The organism is Streptomyces sp. NBC_00457 (genome assembly GCF_036014015.1).
GTDB lineage: Bacteria > Actinomycetota > Actinomycetes > Streptomycetales > Streptomycetaceae > Streptomyces.
In genome coordinates this window covers 9,604,078-9,619,370 of sequence record NZ_CP107905.1, presented here as the reverse complement: position 1 = coordinate 9,619,370, position 15,293 = coordinate 9,604,078, and the positions used below count along the sequence as shown (strand labels likewise).

16 protein-coding genes are annotated in these 15,293 nt (G+C 69.0%); 6 read left to right on the top strand and 10 right to left on the bottom strand.

The window, feature by feature from the left end:
* Positions 1-24: 24 nt before the first annotated feature.
* The 9 genes from OG828_RS43865 to OG828_RS43825 all read right to left on the bottom strand — a co-directional run bounded on the left by OG828_RS43865 (position 25) and on the right by OG828_RS43825 (position 9,373).
* Positions 25-1,467, bottom strand: coding sequence for an amino acid permease (locus OG828_RS43865; RefSeq protein WP_328370024.1), 1,443 nt, complete (start codon positions 1,465-1,467; stop codon positions 25-27).
* On the bottom strand, positions 1,464-2,141 hold the full coding sequence (locus OG828_RS43860) for a FadR/GntR family transcriptional regulator (protein WP_328504317.1): 678 nt from the start codon (positions 2,139-2,141) through the stop codon (positions 1,464-1,466). Before OG828_RS43860 ends, OG828_RS43865 begins: the two co-directional genes overlap by 4 nt.
* A 151-nt stretch (positions 2,142-2,292) precedes the next feature.
* Positions 2,293-3,129, bottom strand: coding sequence for an undecaprenyl-diphosphate phosphatase (locus OG828_RS43855; protein WP_328370018.1), 837 nt, complete (start codon positions 3,127-3,129; stop codon positions 2,293-2,295).
* A gap of 72 nt (positions 3,130-3,201) precedes the next feature.
* Positions 3,202-3,561, bottom strand: a complete 360-nt coding sequence (crcB, locus tag OG828_RS43850; RefSeq protein WP_328504316.1) for a fluoride efflux transporter CrcB — start codon at positions 3,559-3,561, stop codon at positions 3,202-3,204.
* Positions 3,558-4,049, bottom strand: coding sequence for a fluoride efflux transporter CrcB (crcB, locus tag OG828_RS43845; protein ID WP_328504315.1), 492 nt, complete (start codon positions 4,047-4,049; stop codon positions 3,558-3,560). The genes crcB (OG828_RS43850) and crcB (OG828_RS43845) overlap by 4 nt, the downstream gene beginning before the upstream one ends.
* Before the next feature lie 161 nt (positions 4,050-4,210).
* A complete protein-coding gene (locus tag OG828_RS43840) occupies positions 4,211-5,173 on the bottom strand; it encodes an SMP-30/gluconolactonase/LRE family protein (protein WP_328504314.1) in 963 nt (320 codons plus the stop codon).
* 36 nt (positions 5,174-5,209) lie between these two features.
* Entirely contained in the window at positions 5,210-5,497 is a 288-nt protein-coding gene (locus OG828_RS43835; RefSeq protein ID WP_210578516.1) for an ArsR/SmtB family transcription factor, read from the bottom strand.
* Positions 5,498-5,680: 183 nt separating this feature from the next.
* Complete coding sequence (locus OG828_RS43830; protein WP_328504313.1) at positions 5,681-7,240, bottom strand: glycoside hydrolase family 53 protein; 1,560 nt, start codon at positions 7,238-7,240, stop codon at positions 5,681-5,683.
* Positions 7,241-7,351: 111 nt separating this feature from the next.
* Positions 7,352-9,373: a beta-galactosidase gene (locus OG828_RS43825; protein WP_328504312.1), complete on the bottom strand. Its 2,022-nt coding sequence runs from the start codon at positions 9,371-9,373 to the stop codon at positions 7,352-7,354.
* A 183-nt stretch (positions 9,374-9,556) separates the two neighbouring features.
* Between OG828_RS43825 and OG828_RS43820 the strand changes: the two genes are divergently transcribed.
* From OG828_RS43820 to OG828_RS43795, 6 genes are all read left to right on the top strand, one after another.
* Positions 9,557-10,888, top strand: a complete 1,332-nt coding sequence (locus tag OG828_RS43820) for an ABC transporter substrate-binding protein (protein WP_328369998.1) — start codon at positions 9,557-9,559, stop codon at positions 10,886-10,888.
* A complete protein-coding gene (locus tag OG828_RS43815) occupies positions 10,885-11,808 on the top strand; it encodes a carbohydrate ABC transporter permease (protein WP_328369995.1) in 924 nt (307 codons plus the stop codon). The genes OG828_RS43820 and OG828_RS43815 overlap by 4 nt, the downstream gene beginning before the upstream one ends.
* On the top strand, positions 11,805-12,710 hold the full coding sequence (locus OG828_RS43810; protein ID WP_328369992.1) for a carbohydrate ABC transporter permease: 906 nt from the start codon (positions 11,805-11,807) through the stop codon (positions 12,708-12,710). Before OG828_RS43815 ends, OG828_RS43810 begins: the two co-directional genes overlap by 4 nt.
* Positions 12,707-13,735 (top strand): LacI family DNA-binding transcriptional regulator, encoded by a 1,029-nt coding sequence (locus tag OG828_RS43805; protein ID WP_328504311.1) that lies wholly within the window; start codon positions 12,707-12,709, stop codon positions 13,733-13,735. Before OG828_RS43810 ends, OG828_RS43805 begins: the two co-directional genes overlap by 4 nt.
* A 158-nt stretch (positions 13,736-13,893) precedes the next feature.
* A complete protein-coding gene (locus OG828_RS43800; RefSeq protein ID WP_328504310.1) occupies positions 13,894-14,241 on the top strand; it encodes a VOC family protein in 348 nt (115 codons plus the stop codon).
* Positions 14,242-14,294: 53 nt separating this feature from the next.
* Entirely contained in the window at positions 14,295-14,684 is a 390-nt protein-coding gene (locus tag OG828_RS43795) for a MarR family winged helix-turn-helix transcriptional regulator (protein ID WP_328504309.1), read from the top strand.
* Positions 14,685-14,835: 151 nt separating this feature from the next.
* On the opposite strand, the gene OG828_RS43790 is transcribed toward OG828_RS43795, so the two are convergent.
* On the bottom strand, positions 14,836-15,231 hold the full coding sequence (locus OG828_RS43790; RefSeq protein ID WP_328369981.1) for an SseB family protein: 396 nt from the start codon (positions 15,229-15,231) through the stop codon (positions 14,836-14,838).
* Between the last annotated feature and the right edge of the window lie 62 nt (positions 15,232-15,293).

Genomic DNA, 15,293 nt, shown 5'->3' with positions numbered 1-15,293 from the left:
GGTTCGGTTCGGCCGCTACGCGGTTCACGCGTCGGCTCCGGTCGGGGACTTGCGCGCCGTACGGCCGCGGATGGCGTACCAGCCCGCGACCAGCGCTGCGGCGATCAGCGGCAGGCACAGCACGGTGGTGCGTCCGGCGCCGCCGTCGGCGTACATGAGGACCAGGACGGAGGCGAGGAAGGCCAGCGTCACGAGTTCGGTCCAGGGGGAGCCCGGCAGTCGGTAGCCGGGGCGGGTGAGCTCGCCCTTCTGGGTCTTCTGCCAGAAGAGCAGGTGACAGATCATGATCATGCCCCAGGTCGCGAGGATCCCGATCGCCGCGAAGTTGAGGACGATCTCGAACGCGTCGGCGGGGACGACGAAGTTGAGGCCCACGCCAAGGACACAGATACCGCTGGTGAGCAGGATTCCGCCGTACGGGACCTGGCTGCGGCTCATCACGGAGGTGAACTTGGGCGCGGAGCCGTTCATGGCCATGGAACGCAGGATGCGGCCGGTGGAGTACAGGCCGGAGTTGAGCGAGGACATGGCCGCGGTGACGACGACGAGGTTCATCACGCCGCCCGCCGCCGGGACACCGATGTTGGACAGGACGGTCACGAAGGGGCTCTCGCCGCCGCTGTACTTGTTCCACGGCAGCAGCATCGACAGCAGGACGACCGAGCCGACGTAGAACAGGCCCACACGCCACATGATCGAGTTGATCGCCTTCGGCATGATCTTCTCGGGGTTCTCGGTCTCCCCCGCGGTGACGCCGACCAGTTCGACGGAGGCGTAGGCGAAGACGACACCCTGGATGATCAGCAGCATGGGCAGCATGCCGTTGGGGAAGACGCCGCCATGGTCGGTGATCAGGGACGGGCCGGGGGTGGCACCGTCGACGGGATGCTGGGTGACCAGCAGGAAGATCCCGATGCACATGAAGATCACCAGTGCGCTGACCTTGACGATCGCGAACCAGAACTCCAGCTCGCCGAAGATCTTGACCGAGATCAGATTGACGGTCAGCACGACCGCGAGGGCGATCAATGCGATCAACCATTGAGGGATGTCGGAGAACATGCCCCAGTAGTGCGCGTACGTGGCCACCGCGGTGATGTCGGCGATGCCGGTCGTGGCCCAGTTGAGGAAGTACATCCAGCCCGCCGTGTACGCCCCCTTCTCGCCCATGAATTCCCGGGCGTACGACACGAAGGCGCCGGACGACGGCCGGTACAGGACGAGTTCGCCGAGGGCCCTGACGACGAGGAACGCGAAGATTCCGCAGACCGCGTAGGCGATGAAGAGCGAGGGGCCGGCTTCGGCGAGGCGGCCGCCGGCGCCGAGAAAGAGGCCGGTGCCGATGGCGCCACCGATGGCGATCATGTTGACGTGCCGGGACTTCAGGGACTTGCTGTAGCCCTCGTCTCCGGCATCGACATGGACGGAACGTTTCTGCACGCCGTCGTGCAGGGACTGCTCGCTCACGCCTCGGGTCCGCCTTCCGTGGGGGTGTCCGTGCGCGCGGAGCGCACGATGTCGGTGAGGGTCGTCTCGACCCGGTCGAGGTGGTGGGTCATGGCGTCGACCGCGTCCTGTTCACTGCCGTCGACCAGCGCCTCGACGATCGCCCGGTGCTCGCGGTTGGACTGCTCGCGCCGGCCGCCCAGTTCGTTGAGGAACGCCGACTGACGGGCCAGTGCGTCGCGGATCTCCTCGATCACCCGGCGGAACACCGGGTTCTGGGCGGCCTCGGCGACGGCCAGGTGGAAGAGCGTGTCCATCGCGACCCACGCGGTGGTGTCCGTCTCCCGCTCCATGCGGTCGAGAAGGTGGGCCAGATGATCCAGGTTCTCCGGGGTGCGGCGAGACGCCGCGTACCCGGCGACCGGGATCTCGACATGGCGGCGCACCTCGAGGAGGTCACTGGCCGCGTAGTCGCCGAAGGTGGGGTCCTCGACCGTGTTGGCGACGACGAAGGTGCCCTTGCCGGTCTTGGAGACGGTCAGGCCCATCGTCTGCAACGCCCGCAGGGCCTCGCGCAGCACCGGTCGGCTGATCTCCAGGGTGCGGCAGAGCTCCGCCTCGGAGGGCAGCTTGTCCCCGATGGCGTACTCGCCGCGCTCGATGGCGCCGCGGAGGTGTGCCAGCACCGCTTCCATGGCACTGACACGCCGTGGAGGCTGACTGGCTGTCCGGCTGTCTGACAGGTTCACGGGAGTGATACTCCGGGCGGCGGAGGGGCGCTGTCAAGCCCGGGTGAAAGAAGAATTTCAGGGGTGTGAGAGCTGAAAGACCTCACACCCCGAAGTGTCAGCTGTTCAGCACGCCTGTCCCGAGCAGACCGAACAGCAGCAGGCCCACGACGATGCGGTAGATGACGAAGGCGTTGAACGAGTGCTTGGCGACGAACTTCAGCAGCCAGGCGATCGAGGCGTAGGCCACGACGAAGGAGACCAGGGTGCCCACGACCAGCGGGGCCGCACCGGCGCCCGTGCCGAGGGCGTCCTTCAGCTCGTAGATCCCGGCGCCGGTCAGGGCGGGGATGCCGAGGAAGAACGACAGGCGGGTGGCGGCCACCCGGTCGAGGTCGAGCAGCAGCGCGGTGGACATGGTGGCGCCGGAGCGCGAGAAACCGGGGAAGAGCAGGGCGAGGATCTGCGAGCTCCCGACGAGCATCGCGTCCTTGAAGGACGTGTCGTCCTCCCCTCGCTTGTGCCGCCCCATCTGATCCGCCGCCCACATCACGCCACTGCCGACGATCAGCGAGCCCGCGACCACCCAGAGGGAGGCCAGCGGTCCCTGGATGAGGGGCTTCGCGGCCAGGCCCACCACCACGATCGGGATCGTCGCGAGGATCACCCACCAGGCGAACTTGTAGTCGTGGTGGTAGCGCTCCTCGCGGTCGGCGAGGCCCCGGAACCAGGCGGTCATGATCCGCACGATGTCCTTGAAGAAGTACACGAGCACGGCCGCGATCGCGCCGACCTGGATGACGGCGGAGAAACCGACGACGGCGTCATCGTCCACGGGGATGCCCATCAGCCCCTCGGCGATCTTCAGATGGCCGGTCGAGGAGACGGGCAGAAACTCGGTCACCCCCTCGATGGCTCCGAGGACGACGGCCTGACCGACGTTGATGGCGCTCATGGGATCCACTTCTGGCGAGGTGACCGACAGTGCGGTGACCAGTCTTACCGCGCGCGAGTGTGGTCCCGCGTGTCACACCCATACCGTCTGGGCGATCCACACCCCGGCGAAAGCCGCACCCAGCCCGGCCACCACACTCCCGGCGACATTGGCGGCGGCGGAGAGCCCCGTCCCGGTCTCCGTCAACCGCAGCGTCTCGTACGAGAAGGTCGAGTACGTGGTGAGCGCCCCGCACAGACCGGTGCCGAGCAGCAGCTGAACGTGGGAACTCGCGGCTCCGGTCACCAGGCCGAGGATCAGACACCCGGCGATGTTCACCACGAAGGTGCCCCAGGGGAACACCGAGTCGTGCCGTGCCTGCACGGCGCGGTCCGTGAGGTAGCGGAGTGGGGCACCGACCATGGCACCCGCGACGACCAGCAGCCAGTTCACAACGCCTTCTTACCGTTCACGTCCGATTCGCCCCGTTTCTCGTTCCGCATCCCTCGCAGTACGCGCCGGGTCGCCGTCGCCGTGAGCCATACCGCCATGAGCGCCGCGAGCAGGGTCCCGGCGAGGTAGGCCAGCGCCGTGTTCAGGTGGCCGGCGTCGATCAGTTTCCGGATGTCGACGGCGTACGTCGAGAAGGTGGTGAAGCCGCCGAGCACTCCGGTGCCGAAGAAGGGCCGCACCAGGCGGTGGGCGGCCCACACGTCGGTGATCACCACCATGAACACGCCGATCACGGCGCAGCCGATCACATTGGTCCAGAAGGTCGCCCAGGGGAATCCGCCCGGCTGCGTCGGCCACCACAGGGAGGCGGCATACCGGGCGACCGCGCCGATGGCCCCGCCCAGTGCGACCACGGCGACAACGGATGCCTGACCGTGCCGGCCGGCCCGCCGTGACGTACGGAGAGGTGTGGTCTCGGGGGCTGCCACGTCGTACGTCTCCTACTCGCCGGAACCCGGGCATGCGGTCGTCGCAAGTAGGGACCGTTGGCGGCACCTGTGCCGCGGTTCGGGTACGGCGGGCCCCACCGCCGGTGCCGCGAAAAGTCAGCGCGGCCGGTGACCAGGGTAACCCCGGCCGTTCGCGCGGGTCACTTGGTGACCGGTGCCTCACACACGGCCACGCCCCGCTCCCACAGGCTGCCGAGGATCAGGTGGCCGTCGGTCTCGCAGACACTGGTGACCATGCGGAAGCGGGAGCGGCGGCGGGTGAGGTGGTGCAGGACGGTGCCCTCGTCGTCGAACGCCAGGACACCCGCCCACGCGGTCGGACGGTAGGGGGCGCGCACGGCGAGGCGTGCGGCGGCGCGGCGCACGGCGGGGGTGGCGCGGTGGAACAGGTCGAGCGGGGGGACACGCGGTCCGGCCAGGGACACCCACATCGGTCCGTCCGGTCCGGCGCGCCAGAGGTTGTCGGGCATGCCGGGGAGGTTCTCGGCGAAGGGTTCGGAGTCTCCCGCCTTCGGCCCGGTGAGCCAGTAGCGCGTGAGGCGGCAGGCGCCTGTTTCCGCGACGACCAGGAAGGACTCGTCGCCGCTCGCGGCCAGCCCGTTGGCGAACTGGAGGCCTTCCAGCAGTACCTCGGGCGTGTCCGAGCCCGGTGCCAGCCGCAGGAGACGGCCTGTTCCGGTGTGCTCGACGAGATCGCCGATCCAGTGCTCCAAGGGGTAGCGGCGGCTGGAGACGGTGAAGCAGACGCTGCCGTCGGAGAGCGCGATCACATTGCTGCAGAACCGCAGCCGCTCCCCCGCCACCGAGTCGACGAGGATACGGACGATCCCGTCGGCGAGACCGACGCGGAGCAGCCCGTGCACGGCGTCGCACACCAACAGGGCGTCGTCCGGGAGGAGTTCGAGGCCGAGTGGCCTGCCTCCGGTCTCGGCAATGACCTCGACGCGTGCGGCGAACGGCTCGGTCAGACGATCGATGCGCAGGATCCGGCCGTCCTCGACGCCGGTCAGTACCCGGCCGCGGGCATCGGCCACCACGTCCTCGGGGCCACGGCCGCCGATCGCGACATAGTGCCGGGGGACGAGAGCGGTGGGACGGTCCATGCGTTCGTGCCCTTCGCGGTCGGGGGGTGTACGCCGCTACCAGCCCTTCTCGAACATGCGCGCCACCTCGGCGATCCGCACCTCGTCGCGCCGGTAGTAGGTGCGCAGCCGGATCCTCTTGGTGCGGAGCAGGCCGATGGCGGTGAGCAGGCCGAGGTGGGTCTCCGCGACCGAGCGGGACACGCCGAGTTTCGCGGCGACGGCGGTCGCGGTGACGCCGTCCTCGACGGGGTCGCCGTGCCGCTGCGGCGGGAAGTGCGCGGCCGGGTCCTTGAGCCACTCCAGGATGTCCAGCCGCCGTTCACTGACGGGAGTCCTCAGCATCGCGCCCCCTCCGTCCTGGCCTCCTCGGACCGCGTGTGCCCACTCTTCCGCAGACCAGACCACCCCGTCCGGAACTTCGCCACGTTTGTCCGACATCGAACGCCCGTGCGCTCCCCACGGTGTCGCGCTGACACGGGCAAGGGCCCGGCCGCACACGGCGGCCGGGCCCCTTACGTCACTGGCTCAACGGTGGTTGAACCACGCCATCGCCGGGAGCGCCCTGTCGTCGTAGCCGAACAGGGCCTGGTTCTCCCAGCCGTTGCCGGAGGCCGCGTCGGTGGGGTCCCAGCCGTTGCCGTTCACCGCGGTCCAGGTCGCCTCCCAGTAGAAGACGCCGAGGCCACGGCCGTTCGGGACGGCTTCCACGATGCTGGTGATGTCCTTCATCCACCGGGTCTGCCCGGCGGTCGAGGCCGGGTAGCCGGAGACCAGCTCGCCGGCCAGGTCGATGATGTTCTCGTGCGAGTCCTCGCTGTCGAGGCGGAACGGGTAGGCCGTCTCCGCGACGAAGACCGGCTTGCCGTAGCGGGAGGCCGCGTCGTCCAGGGTCGTCTGGAAGTCGTAGAGCGAGCCGTGCCAGTAGCCGTAGTACGACAGGCCGATCACGTCGAACTTCACGCCGTTCGAGACCGCGCTGTCGAACCACCAGCGGGTGCCGGACAGGTCGCCACCCTTGGCGAGGTGCAGGGCCACCGGGGTGGACGAGTTGACCTTCTTGACGGCGTCGTAGCCGGAGTTGAGCAGACCGGCCAGCTGCGTCCAGTTGTCCGTGGAACCCTCGGACCACAGCATGCCGCCGTTGATCTCATTGCCCACCTGGACCATGTCGGCGGTGGTGCCCTGCGCCTTCAACGCGTTCAACACGTCGTACGTGTGGTTGTACACGTCGGTCCTGAGCTGGCTGTACGAGTGGCCCGCCCACGCGCTCGGCTTGGACTGGGCGCCCGGGTCGGCCCAGGTGTCCGAGTAGTGGAAGTCGACCAGCAGCTTCATGCCCTGGGCCTTGATGCGCTTGGCCGTCGCCAGCACGCGCGTCTTGTTGTTGTAGCCGTCGGCCGGGTTGACCCAGACCTTCAAGCGCGCGTAGTTCATGCCGGACGACTTGAGGATGGCGAGGGCGTCGCCGGTCGTGCCGGAGCTGTTCTTGTAGACACCGCCCTTGGCCTCGCTCTTGGCGAGCGAGGAGATGTCGGCACCATGGATCGACGTACTGGACGTACCCGATGTGAAGCTCAGGTCGTCAACATTGATCCAATTGCCCGCGTTCGCGTCACTGTTGATGCTGATCGTGCACTGGTTGTTCGTCACATTGATCGGCACGACGATCCGGATCCACCCACTGGCGGACACCGGGAGGTCGGTGCGCTGCTCCGAACTCCCGCAGTTCTTCAGGGCTATGTACGCGGAGTTCTGCCCGCCGCCCGAACGGACCCAGGCGGTCAGCTTGTGGTTGCCGTTGGTCAGCCCGGACAGGTACTGGTACGTCTCCACCTTGTAGGCGGCGGAGGAGTAGTGGCTCAGCCGGTAACTCCCGCTGTGGCCCCCGGACTCGACGTACGAGGCGCCGGTGGAGCCGTACTCCGACCAGCCGGCGGGCGTGGCGGCTCCCCCGCCGTCCGATTCGAACCCGGTGTTGGTGAGGGTGCTCGCCGCCTGGGCGGTCTGCGCGGGCAGGGCGGTGAGGGCGAGGCCCGCTGCGAGCGGCAGCAGCAGGACTCTCAGGGTGCGTCTGGGATGGAACATCGTCGTCCGTCGTCCCTTCGACATGAATGGGGATGAGATGCCCCTCACCGGGGAGGTGAGGGGTCCCCTCCGCCCGCGGCTCGTGGCACGCGCGGGCGGAGGGGAGTCGGCTCAGCCGTCGAGTCGTACGACCCGAACGGCTCCCGCGGGGACCGCGAGGCGGCCCGCGGCGCGTTCGCCCGTCAGCAGTTCGGTGCCGTGTGCCTCCAGCGGCACCTTGGCGTCGGACGGGCTGTGGTTGATGACGAACAGGAAGGTGCCCGACTCACCGGTGCGGCGCACCACTTCGACGTCGTGCGGCAGGTCGGCGCGCGGTGCGATCCGGGCGTCCTCGGTGGCCCAGCCGAGCAGGGCGTCCAGGCCGTGCGCGTCGAGGCGGGTCGACACGTACCAGGCGGTGCCCTCGCCGAGGCGGTGCCGGGTGACGGCCGGGTGGCCGGCGGTGAGGCCGTCGGCGTACGTCCACACCGTCTCGGCGGCGCCCGGCACCACGAACTCGGTCCATACGTCGCCGGTGAGTTCGGAGCCGTCCGGGCCGGTGATGCGGACGGTGTCGCCCTGCAGAAGCGGTGAGAACTCCTCGACGGTCAGGCCGAGGACGTCCCTCAGCGGGCCCGGATAGGCACCCTCGTGCACGGCGTCGTGCTCGTCGACGATGCCGGAGAAGTACGACACGACGAGGGTGCCGCCGTTCTCGACGTACGCGCGCACATTGTTCCCGGCGGCCTCCGTCATCAGGTACAGGGCGGGGACGACGACAAGGGGATACCTCGACAAGTCGGCTTCTGGATGGGCGAAGTCGACCGTGAGGTGGCGGTCGTACAGGGCCTCGTAGAAGGAGTCGGCGCGTTCGCGCGCGTCGTGGTCCTCGGTGGGGCGCCACTGGAGGTTCTGCGCCCACCAGGAGTGCCAGTCCCACAGGACGGCGACGTCGGCCTGGGTGCGGGTGCCGCGCAGCGGGCTCAACGAGTCGATGGAGGCGCCGAGTTCGACGACCTCGCGCCAGACGCGGGTCTCGGTGCCGCCGTGCGGGAGCATCGCGGAGTGGAACTTCTCGGCGCCGCGCCGGGACTGCCGCCACTGGAAGAACAGGGCGCCGTCGGAGCCGCGGGCGACGTGCGCGAGGGAGTTGCGGGCCATCTGGCCGGGGGCCTTCGCGGGGTTGCGGGCCTGCCAGTTGACACCCGACGTCGAGTGCTCGAGCAGCAGCCAGGGGGCGCCGGCGGCGACGGAGCGGGTGAGGTCGGCGGCCATCGCCAGGTTGACGTGGGTGCGGCGCCCGTCGGTGATCAGATAGTGGTCGTTGGTGACGATGTCGACCTCGCGGCCCCAGGCCCAGTAGTCGACGGAGTCGCACTGGCTGAGCGCGGTCATGAAGTTCGTCGTGACCGGGACGCCGGGTGACAGCCGGTGCAGGAGATCCCGCTCCATCACGAAGTTCTCGCGCATGGTGGCGTCGGCGAACCGCTTGTAGTCCAGTGCCTGGGCCGGGTTGCCGACCGTGGGCGCGAGCCGCGGCGGGTTGATCTGCTCGAAGTCCGCGTAGCGCTGGCCCCAAAAGGCCGTCCCCCAGGCCTCGTTGACCCCGTCGACCGTCTGGTACGTCGTCGCCAGCCAGCGGCGGAAGTGGGCGGCGCAGGAGTCGCAGTAGCAGGCCGAGACCGGGACGCCGTACTCGTTGTGCACGTGCCACATCGCCAGCGCGGGGTGGTCGCCGTAGCGCTCGGCGAGCTGTGTGGTGATGTCGGCGGCGGCGGCGCGGTAGTCGGCGTTGCTGTGACAGATGGCCGCGCGGGAGCCGAACTCGTAACGCAGGCCCTCGGCGGTGACCGGCAGGGCGTCGGGGTGGGCCCGGTAGAACCAGGCGGGCGGGGCCACGGTGGGTGTGCCCAGGTCGGCGCGGATGCCGTTCTCGTGCAGCAGGTCGAGCAGGCGGTCGAGCCAGCCGAAGTCGTACTCCCCGGGTGAGGGCTCCAGCAGGGCCCAGGAGAAGATCCCGACGCTCACCATGGTGACGCCGGCCTCCCGCATCAGCCGGACGTCCTCGTGCCAGACGCTTTCCGGCCACTGCTCGGGGTTGTAGTCCCCACCGAAGGCGAGCCTGGTGAGGCCCCTGGGGGTGGTCTCCGGCATGGATCTCTCCCGTTTTGGTCGAACATCTGGGAACGTGCACACACAGCGTCGGCGGTGCGAGCCCAACATAACCGCACAGCAACAACCATTGACAAGTGTCCGGGATGTTTCTCTACTGTGAACGCTCACAGAAGCATGGCAGGTCTTCGCGACGGGCGAGGACCCTGGTCAGGGGAGAGATCCATGCCCAACACGAAGCGCCGGCGGCTCTTTGTCAGAAGTGCAGCCACCACCGTGGCCGTCGCCCTCGGCGCGACCGCCCTCGCCGCCTGCGGCTCGTCCGACGACGACAGCCAGACCGAATCGGGGCCGGTCTCACTGACGTACTGGACCTGGACGCCCGGCATGGACAAGGTCGTCGACCTGTGGAACAAGGGCCAGGGCAAGAAGGACCAGATCACCGTCACGGTGAAGAAGCAGGCGTCCGGCGACACCTTGGTCACCAAGATCCTCACCGCACACAAGGCGGGCAAGGCGCCCGACCTGGTGCAGGCCGAGTACCAGGCGCTGCCGACACTGGTCAGCAATGACGCGCTCGCGGACATATCCGGTGAAGTCGGCGACGCGAAGGGCAAGTTCGCCGAAGGAGTCTGGCAGCAGACCACGCTGGGCACGGACGCGGTCTACGCGGTCCCGCAGGACATCGGGCCGATGATGTTCTACTACCGCGAGGACCTCTTCAAGAAGTACGGCCTGAAGGTCCCCACCACCTGGGACGAGTTCGCCGAGACGGCGCGCGCGCTGAAGAAGAAGTCCCCGGACACCGACCTCACCACCTTCTCCGCCAACGACTCCGGCCTCTTCGCGGGCCTCGCCCAGCAGGCGGGCGCCAAGTGGTGGACCACCGAAGGCGAGAAGTGGAAGGTCGGTATCGATGACGCGGCGACCCAGAAGGTCGCCACGTTCTGGGGTGACCTCGTCAAGGAGGGCGCCATCGACAACCAGCCGATGTACACCCCCGCCTGGAACAAGGCGCTGAACACCGGCAAGCAGATCGCCTGGGTCTCCGCGGTGTGGGCGCCGGGCACGCTGACCACGGCCGCACCCGACACCAAGGGCAAGTGGGCCATGGCCCCCCTCCCCCAGTGGTCCGCGAGCGAGAACGTCACCGGCAGCTGGGGCGGCTCCTCCACCGGCGTCACCACGGACTCCCAGCACAAGGAGGCCGCCGCGAAGTTCGCCGCCTGGCTCAACACCGACGGCGAAGCCCTCAACGCCCTGGCCAAGGAGGGCGGCATCTACCCCGCCTCCACGTCCGCCCAGCTCAGCGGCGCCTTCCAGACCCCGCCGGACTACTTCTCCAACCAGGCGGACTTCTACACCCAGGCCGCCAAGATCGCGGAGACCACCGCGCCGTCCGCGTGGGGCCCGAACGTCAACGTCGCCTACACGTCCTTCAAGGACGCGTTCGGCGCCGCCGCCAAGAACAAGTCGGACTTCACCGACGCCCTGAAGACGATGCAGGACGACACGGTCGCCGACATGAAGAAGCAGGGCTTCGGAGTCTCCGAGTGACCAGCGCACGCCGGACGTCGTACGGGGTCAAGGGGGCCCCGTACGCCTTCCTTCTCCCCGCAGTCATCCTGTTCCTCCTGTTCTTCGCGCTGCCCATCGGCTACGCGCTCTGGCTCAGCTTCCGCAAGGTGAAGGTCTCGGGCCTCGGCCTGGGCTCCGGCGCCCGTACGGAGGTCTGGGCCGGCCTGGAGAACTACACCGACGCGCTCACCGACAGCGAACTCGTGGACGGCGCGCTGCGCGTGCTGGCCTACGGCTGCATCGTCGTCCCGGTGATGCTGGGCCTCGCCCTGCTGTTCGCGCTGATGCTGGACTCCGACAAGGTGCGGCTCGCCCCGTTCACCCGGCTCGCGATCTTCCTGCCGTACGCCATTCCCGGCGTGGTGGCGGCGCTGCTGTGGGGCTTCCTCTATCTGCCGGACGTCAGCCCGTTCTACTTCGTGCTCGACAGGCTGGGTCTGCCGCAGCCGGATCTGCTGGATGGCGGGCCGCTGTATCTCGCCCTGTCGAACATCGCGGTGTGGGGCGGCACCGGCTTCAACATGATCGTCATCTACACCTCGCTGCAGGCCATCCCGGTCGAGGTGTACGAGGCGGCGAAGCTGGACGGCGCCACGCCGCTGCAGACCGCGCTGAGGATCAAGATCCCGATGGTGGCGCCCTCGCTGGTGCTCACTTTCTTCTTCTCGATCATCGCGACGCTCCAGGTGTTCAACGAGCCGACCACTCTCAAGCCGCTCACCAACTCCGTGTCCACGACCTGGAGTCCGCTGATGAAGGTGTACCAGGACGCCTTCGGCAAGGGCGACATCTACGCGGCCGCCGCCCAGGCGACCCTGATCGCGCTGGCCACGCTCGTCCTGTCCTTCGGCTTCCTGCGGGCCGCGAACCGTCGTACCAAGCAGGAGGCAGCACGATGAGTTCTCTTGCCGTCCGCAAGGCCTCGCCGGCCGCGGGCACCACACCCGGCACCGCCCAGGGGCCGCCGCTGCGCCGCCGTATCTCGCTCGTGCCGACGATCACGCTGCTGATCGGCGCGATCTACTGTCTGCTGCCCGTAGCGTGGGTGGTGATCGCGGCCACCAAGTCCGGCAGCGAGCTGTTCTCCACGTTCACGTTCCTGCCGGGCAGCGGCTTCGCCGACAACATCAAGGACCTCAACGCCTATCGCGACGGCGTCTACTGGACGTGGCTGGGCAACTCCGCGCTGTACGCGGGCCTCGGCGCCCTGCTGTCGACGGTCGTGTCGGCGTTCAGCGGCTACGCGCTGGCGATCTACCGCTTCCGCGGCCGGGAGACGGTCTTCAACGTACTGCTCGCGGGCGTGCTGATGCCACCGGTGATCCTCGCCATCCCGCAGTACCTGCTGCTGGCGAAGGCCGACCTCACGGACTCGTACCTGTCCGTGCTGCTGCCGCTGATCCTGTCGCCGTACGGCGTCTATCTGGCCCGGATCTACGCCACCGCCGCCGTGCCGACCGATGTGGTCGAGGCCGGGCGGATGGACGGGGCGGGCGAGTGGCGGATCTTCACCCGGGTCGCGCTGCCGATGATGGTGCCGGGACTGGTGACGGTGTTCCTGTTCCAGTTCGTGGCCGTGTGGAACAACTTCCTGCTGCCGTTCATCATGCTCAGCGACGACGAGAAGTTCCCGATCACGCTCGGTCTGTACACGCTCCTGGAGCAGGGCGCGAACACCCCGGCGCTGTACACCTTGGTGATCACCGGCGCACTCCTCGCGGTCATCCCGCTGGTCGCTCTCTTCCTGGTCATCCAGCGGTTCTGGAGCCTCGATCTCCTCTCCGGAGCCGTAAAGTCATGACCATGAGCAACGGGGGCCGGCGCAAACCGCCGACGATCCATGACGTGGCGCGCGAGGCAGGGGTCTCCCGGGGCACCGTCTCGCGAGTGCTCAACGGCGGGCACTACGTCAGCCCCACCGCCCAGGAGGCGGTCAACGCCGCGATCCGCAAGACGGGTTACGTCGTCAACCGGCACGCCCGTTCGCTGATCACCGGGCGTTCGGACTCGATCGGCTTTCTGCTGACGGAGCCGCAGGAGAAGCTCTTCGAGGACCCCAACTTCAATGTCCTGCTGCGGTGTTGCACGCAGGCGCTGGCCTCGCACGACATCCCGCTGCTGCTGATGCTGGCCGGCACGGAGGACGAGCGGCGCCGGATCACGCGGTACATCACGGCCGGTCACGTGGACGGCGTGCTGGTGGTGTCCAGCCACTCCGCCGACCCGGTCGCCGAGGAACTACGCCAGGCGGGGGTCCCCCTCGTCCAGTGCGGCAAGCCCATGGGGCGCGGCTCCAAGGTGAGTTACGTGGCCGCCGACGACCGGGACGGCGCCCGGGACATGGTGCGCCATCTGCTGTCGCTGGGCCGCCGCCGTATCGGTGTCGTGACGGGTCCGCTGGACAGCCCGGGCGGTGTCGACCGCCTGGCGGGGTACAAGGAGGTGCTCACCGAGGCGGGCGTCGAGATCGACGAGCGCCTCATCGTCTCCGGCGACTACAGCCGGGCCAGCGGCGAGGCCGGCGCCGAACGGCTGCTGGCGCGGGCCCCGGACATGGACGCCGTGTTCGTGGCCTCCGACCTGATGGCGCAGGGCGCCCTGACGGCGCTGCGCCGGGCGGGCCGCCGCGTTCCCGAGGACGTGTCCGTGGGCGGCTTCGACGACTCCACGGCCGCGACGGAGTCCACCCCCGCCCTCACCACGATCCGCCAGCCCTACGACCGCATCAGCAACGAGATGGTGCGGGTGCTGCTCGCCCAGATCGGGGGCGAGGACCCGGCGGCGGTGATCCTGCCGACGGAGCTGGTGAAGCGGGAGTCCACGTAGCGGCGGAGCGGAGCGACCGGTCAGGGTCCGGTCAGGAACCGGTCAGGATCCGAGAAGCCACCCGCCGCTCCCCCGTCCTAGCGTGACATCAGCGCCGAAAAGCCGTCGGCGCGAACCCGGCGCGAGTCGTCGGGTCACGCTTCACGGAGGAGTCCGCCATGACCGCCGGTGTCAACACGATCATCTACCCCGTCAAGGACATCGCCCGGGCGAAAGCCCTGTTCAGCGCGCTGCTGGAGGTGGAGCCGTACGCCGACGAGCCCTACTACGTCGGCTTCAAGGCCGCCGGCCAGGACGTCGGTCTCGACCCGAACGGGCACGCCAAGGGCATGACCGGACCGGTGCCCTACTGGACCGTGACCGACATCCGCTCCCGCCTCGCGGCCCTGCTGGACGCCGGTGCGGAGCTCCTCCAGGACGTCAACGACGTCGGCGGCGGCCGACTCATCGCCTTCGTGAAGGACGCGGACGGGAACCTGGTCGGGCTCCTTCAGGATCCCGCCTGAGCCGGGTTCGAGTGCCGTTCAAGTGTTGATGCATGTGCATTAACATCGGGTGTATGGCAGTCGACACGGCCGAGGCCCGGCTCGAGGAACGCTGGCGGGACATCCTGTCGGTGCACGCGCGCACAATGTGCGAGATCGACCGAGTGCTGCACCCGCACGGGCTGGGGGCGAGCGATTTCGAGGTCATCGACATGCTCGCCTCCGCCTCGCCCGAGGAGGGCGACCAGTGCCGGGTGCAGAACCTCGTCGGCCGGGTCCATCTCAGCCAGAGCGCACTGTCCCGGCTCATCGGCCGACTGGAGAAGGACGGCCTGGTGGAGCGCTCGGTCTGCATGGAGGACCGACGCGGCGTCTGGGTCGCCCTGACCGCCAAGGGCCGCGACCTGCACGCGGAGGTGCTGCCACTGCAGCGGGCGGTGCTGGCCCGGATGCTGGGCGGCTGAGGCGCGGGCCGGTGGGAGCGGCCGACCGTTCCTACCGCGACGGGCTGGAGGCACCTCAGCCGCCGAGGAACCGCACATGGACACAGCCCCGCGCCCCCTCAGGGGTTGAGGCTGCTCCCCCTCCGATACGCGGTGGCCGGGTTTGCCCCGCTCACGGACGGGCCAGCAGCGTGCGTACTCCCTCCGAGGTGAGCGTCAGCGGGTGCTGGGAGGCCCCGTCGATGGTGAGGGCCAGGTCGTCGGTGGGCCACTGTGCGGCGAGGGCACCCAGCGGTACCAGCCGGTAGCGGGAGACGAACGGCAGCAGCCCGGCCAGCTCCGGTTCCGAGGTGAACACGGGCACGGTCGGTTCACCTCCCGGGTGCTCGATGACCGGCAGCGCCACGGCGCCGGGATCGGTCGCGTCCTCGTCGCTGACGTCGTCGGGCACGGGCACGAGCACCTCGCTGCTCGCGAGCGCGTCCAGCGCCGCCGTGTCCTCGGTGTTCTCGGCCAGCACGTCCAGCGCGCGCTGGGCCGCGGTGGCGGGGGTGCGGGGTGTCTCCATGGCAGCTTCCCTGGTAGCGGCGGTCGTACGGGCCTGTTCGGAAGAGATCCGGGCTCTGCTCG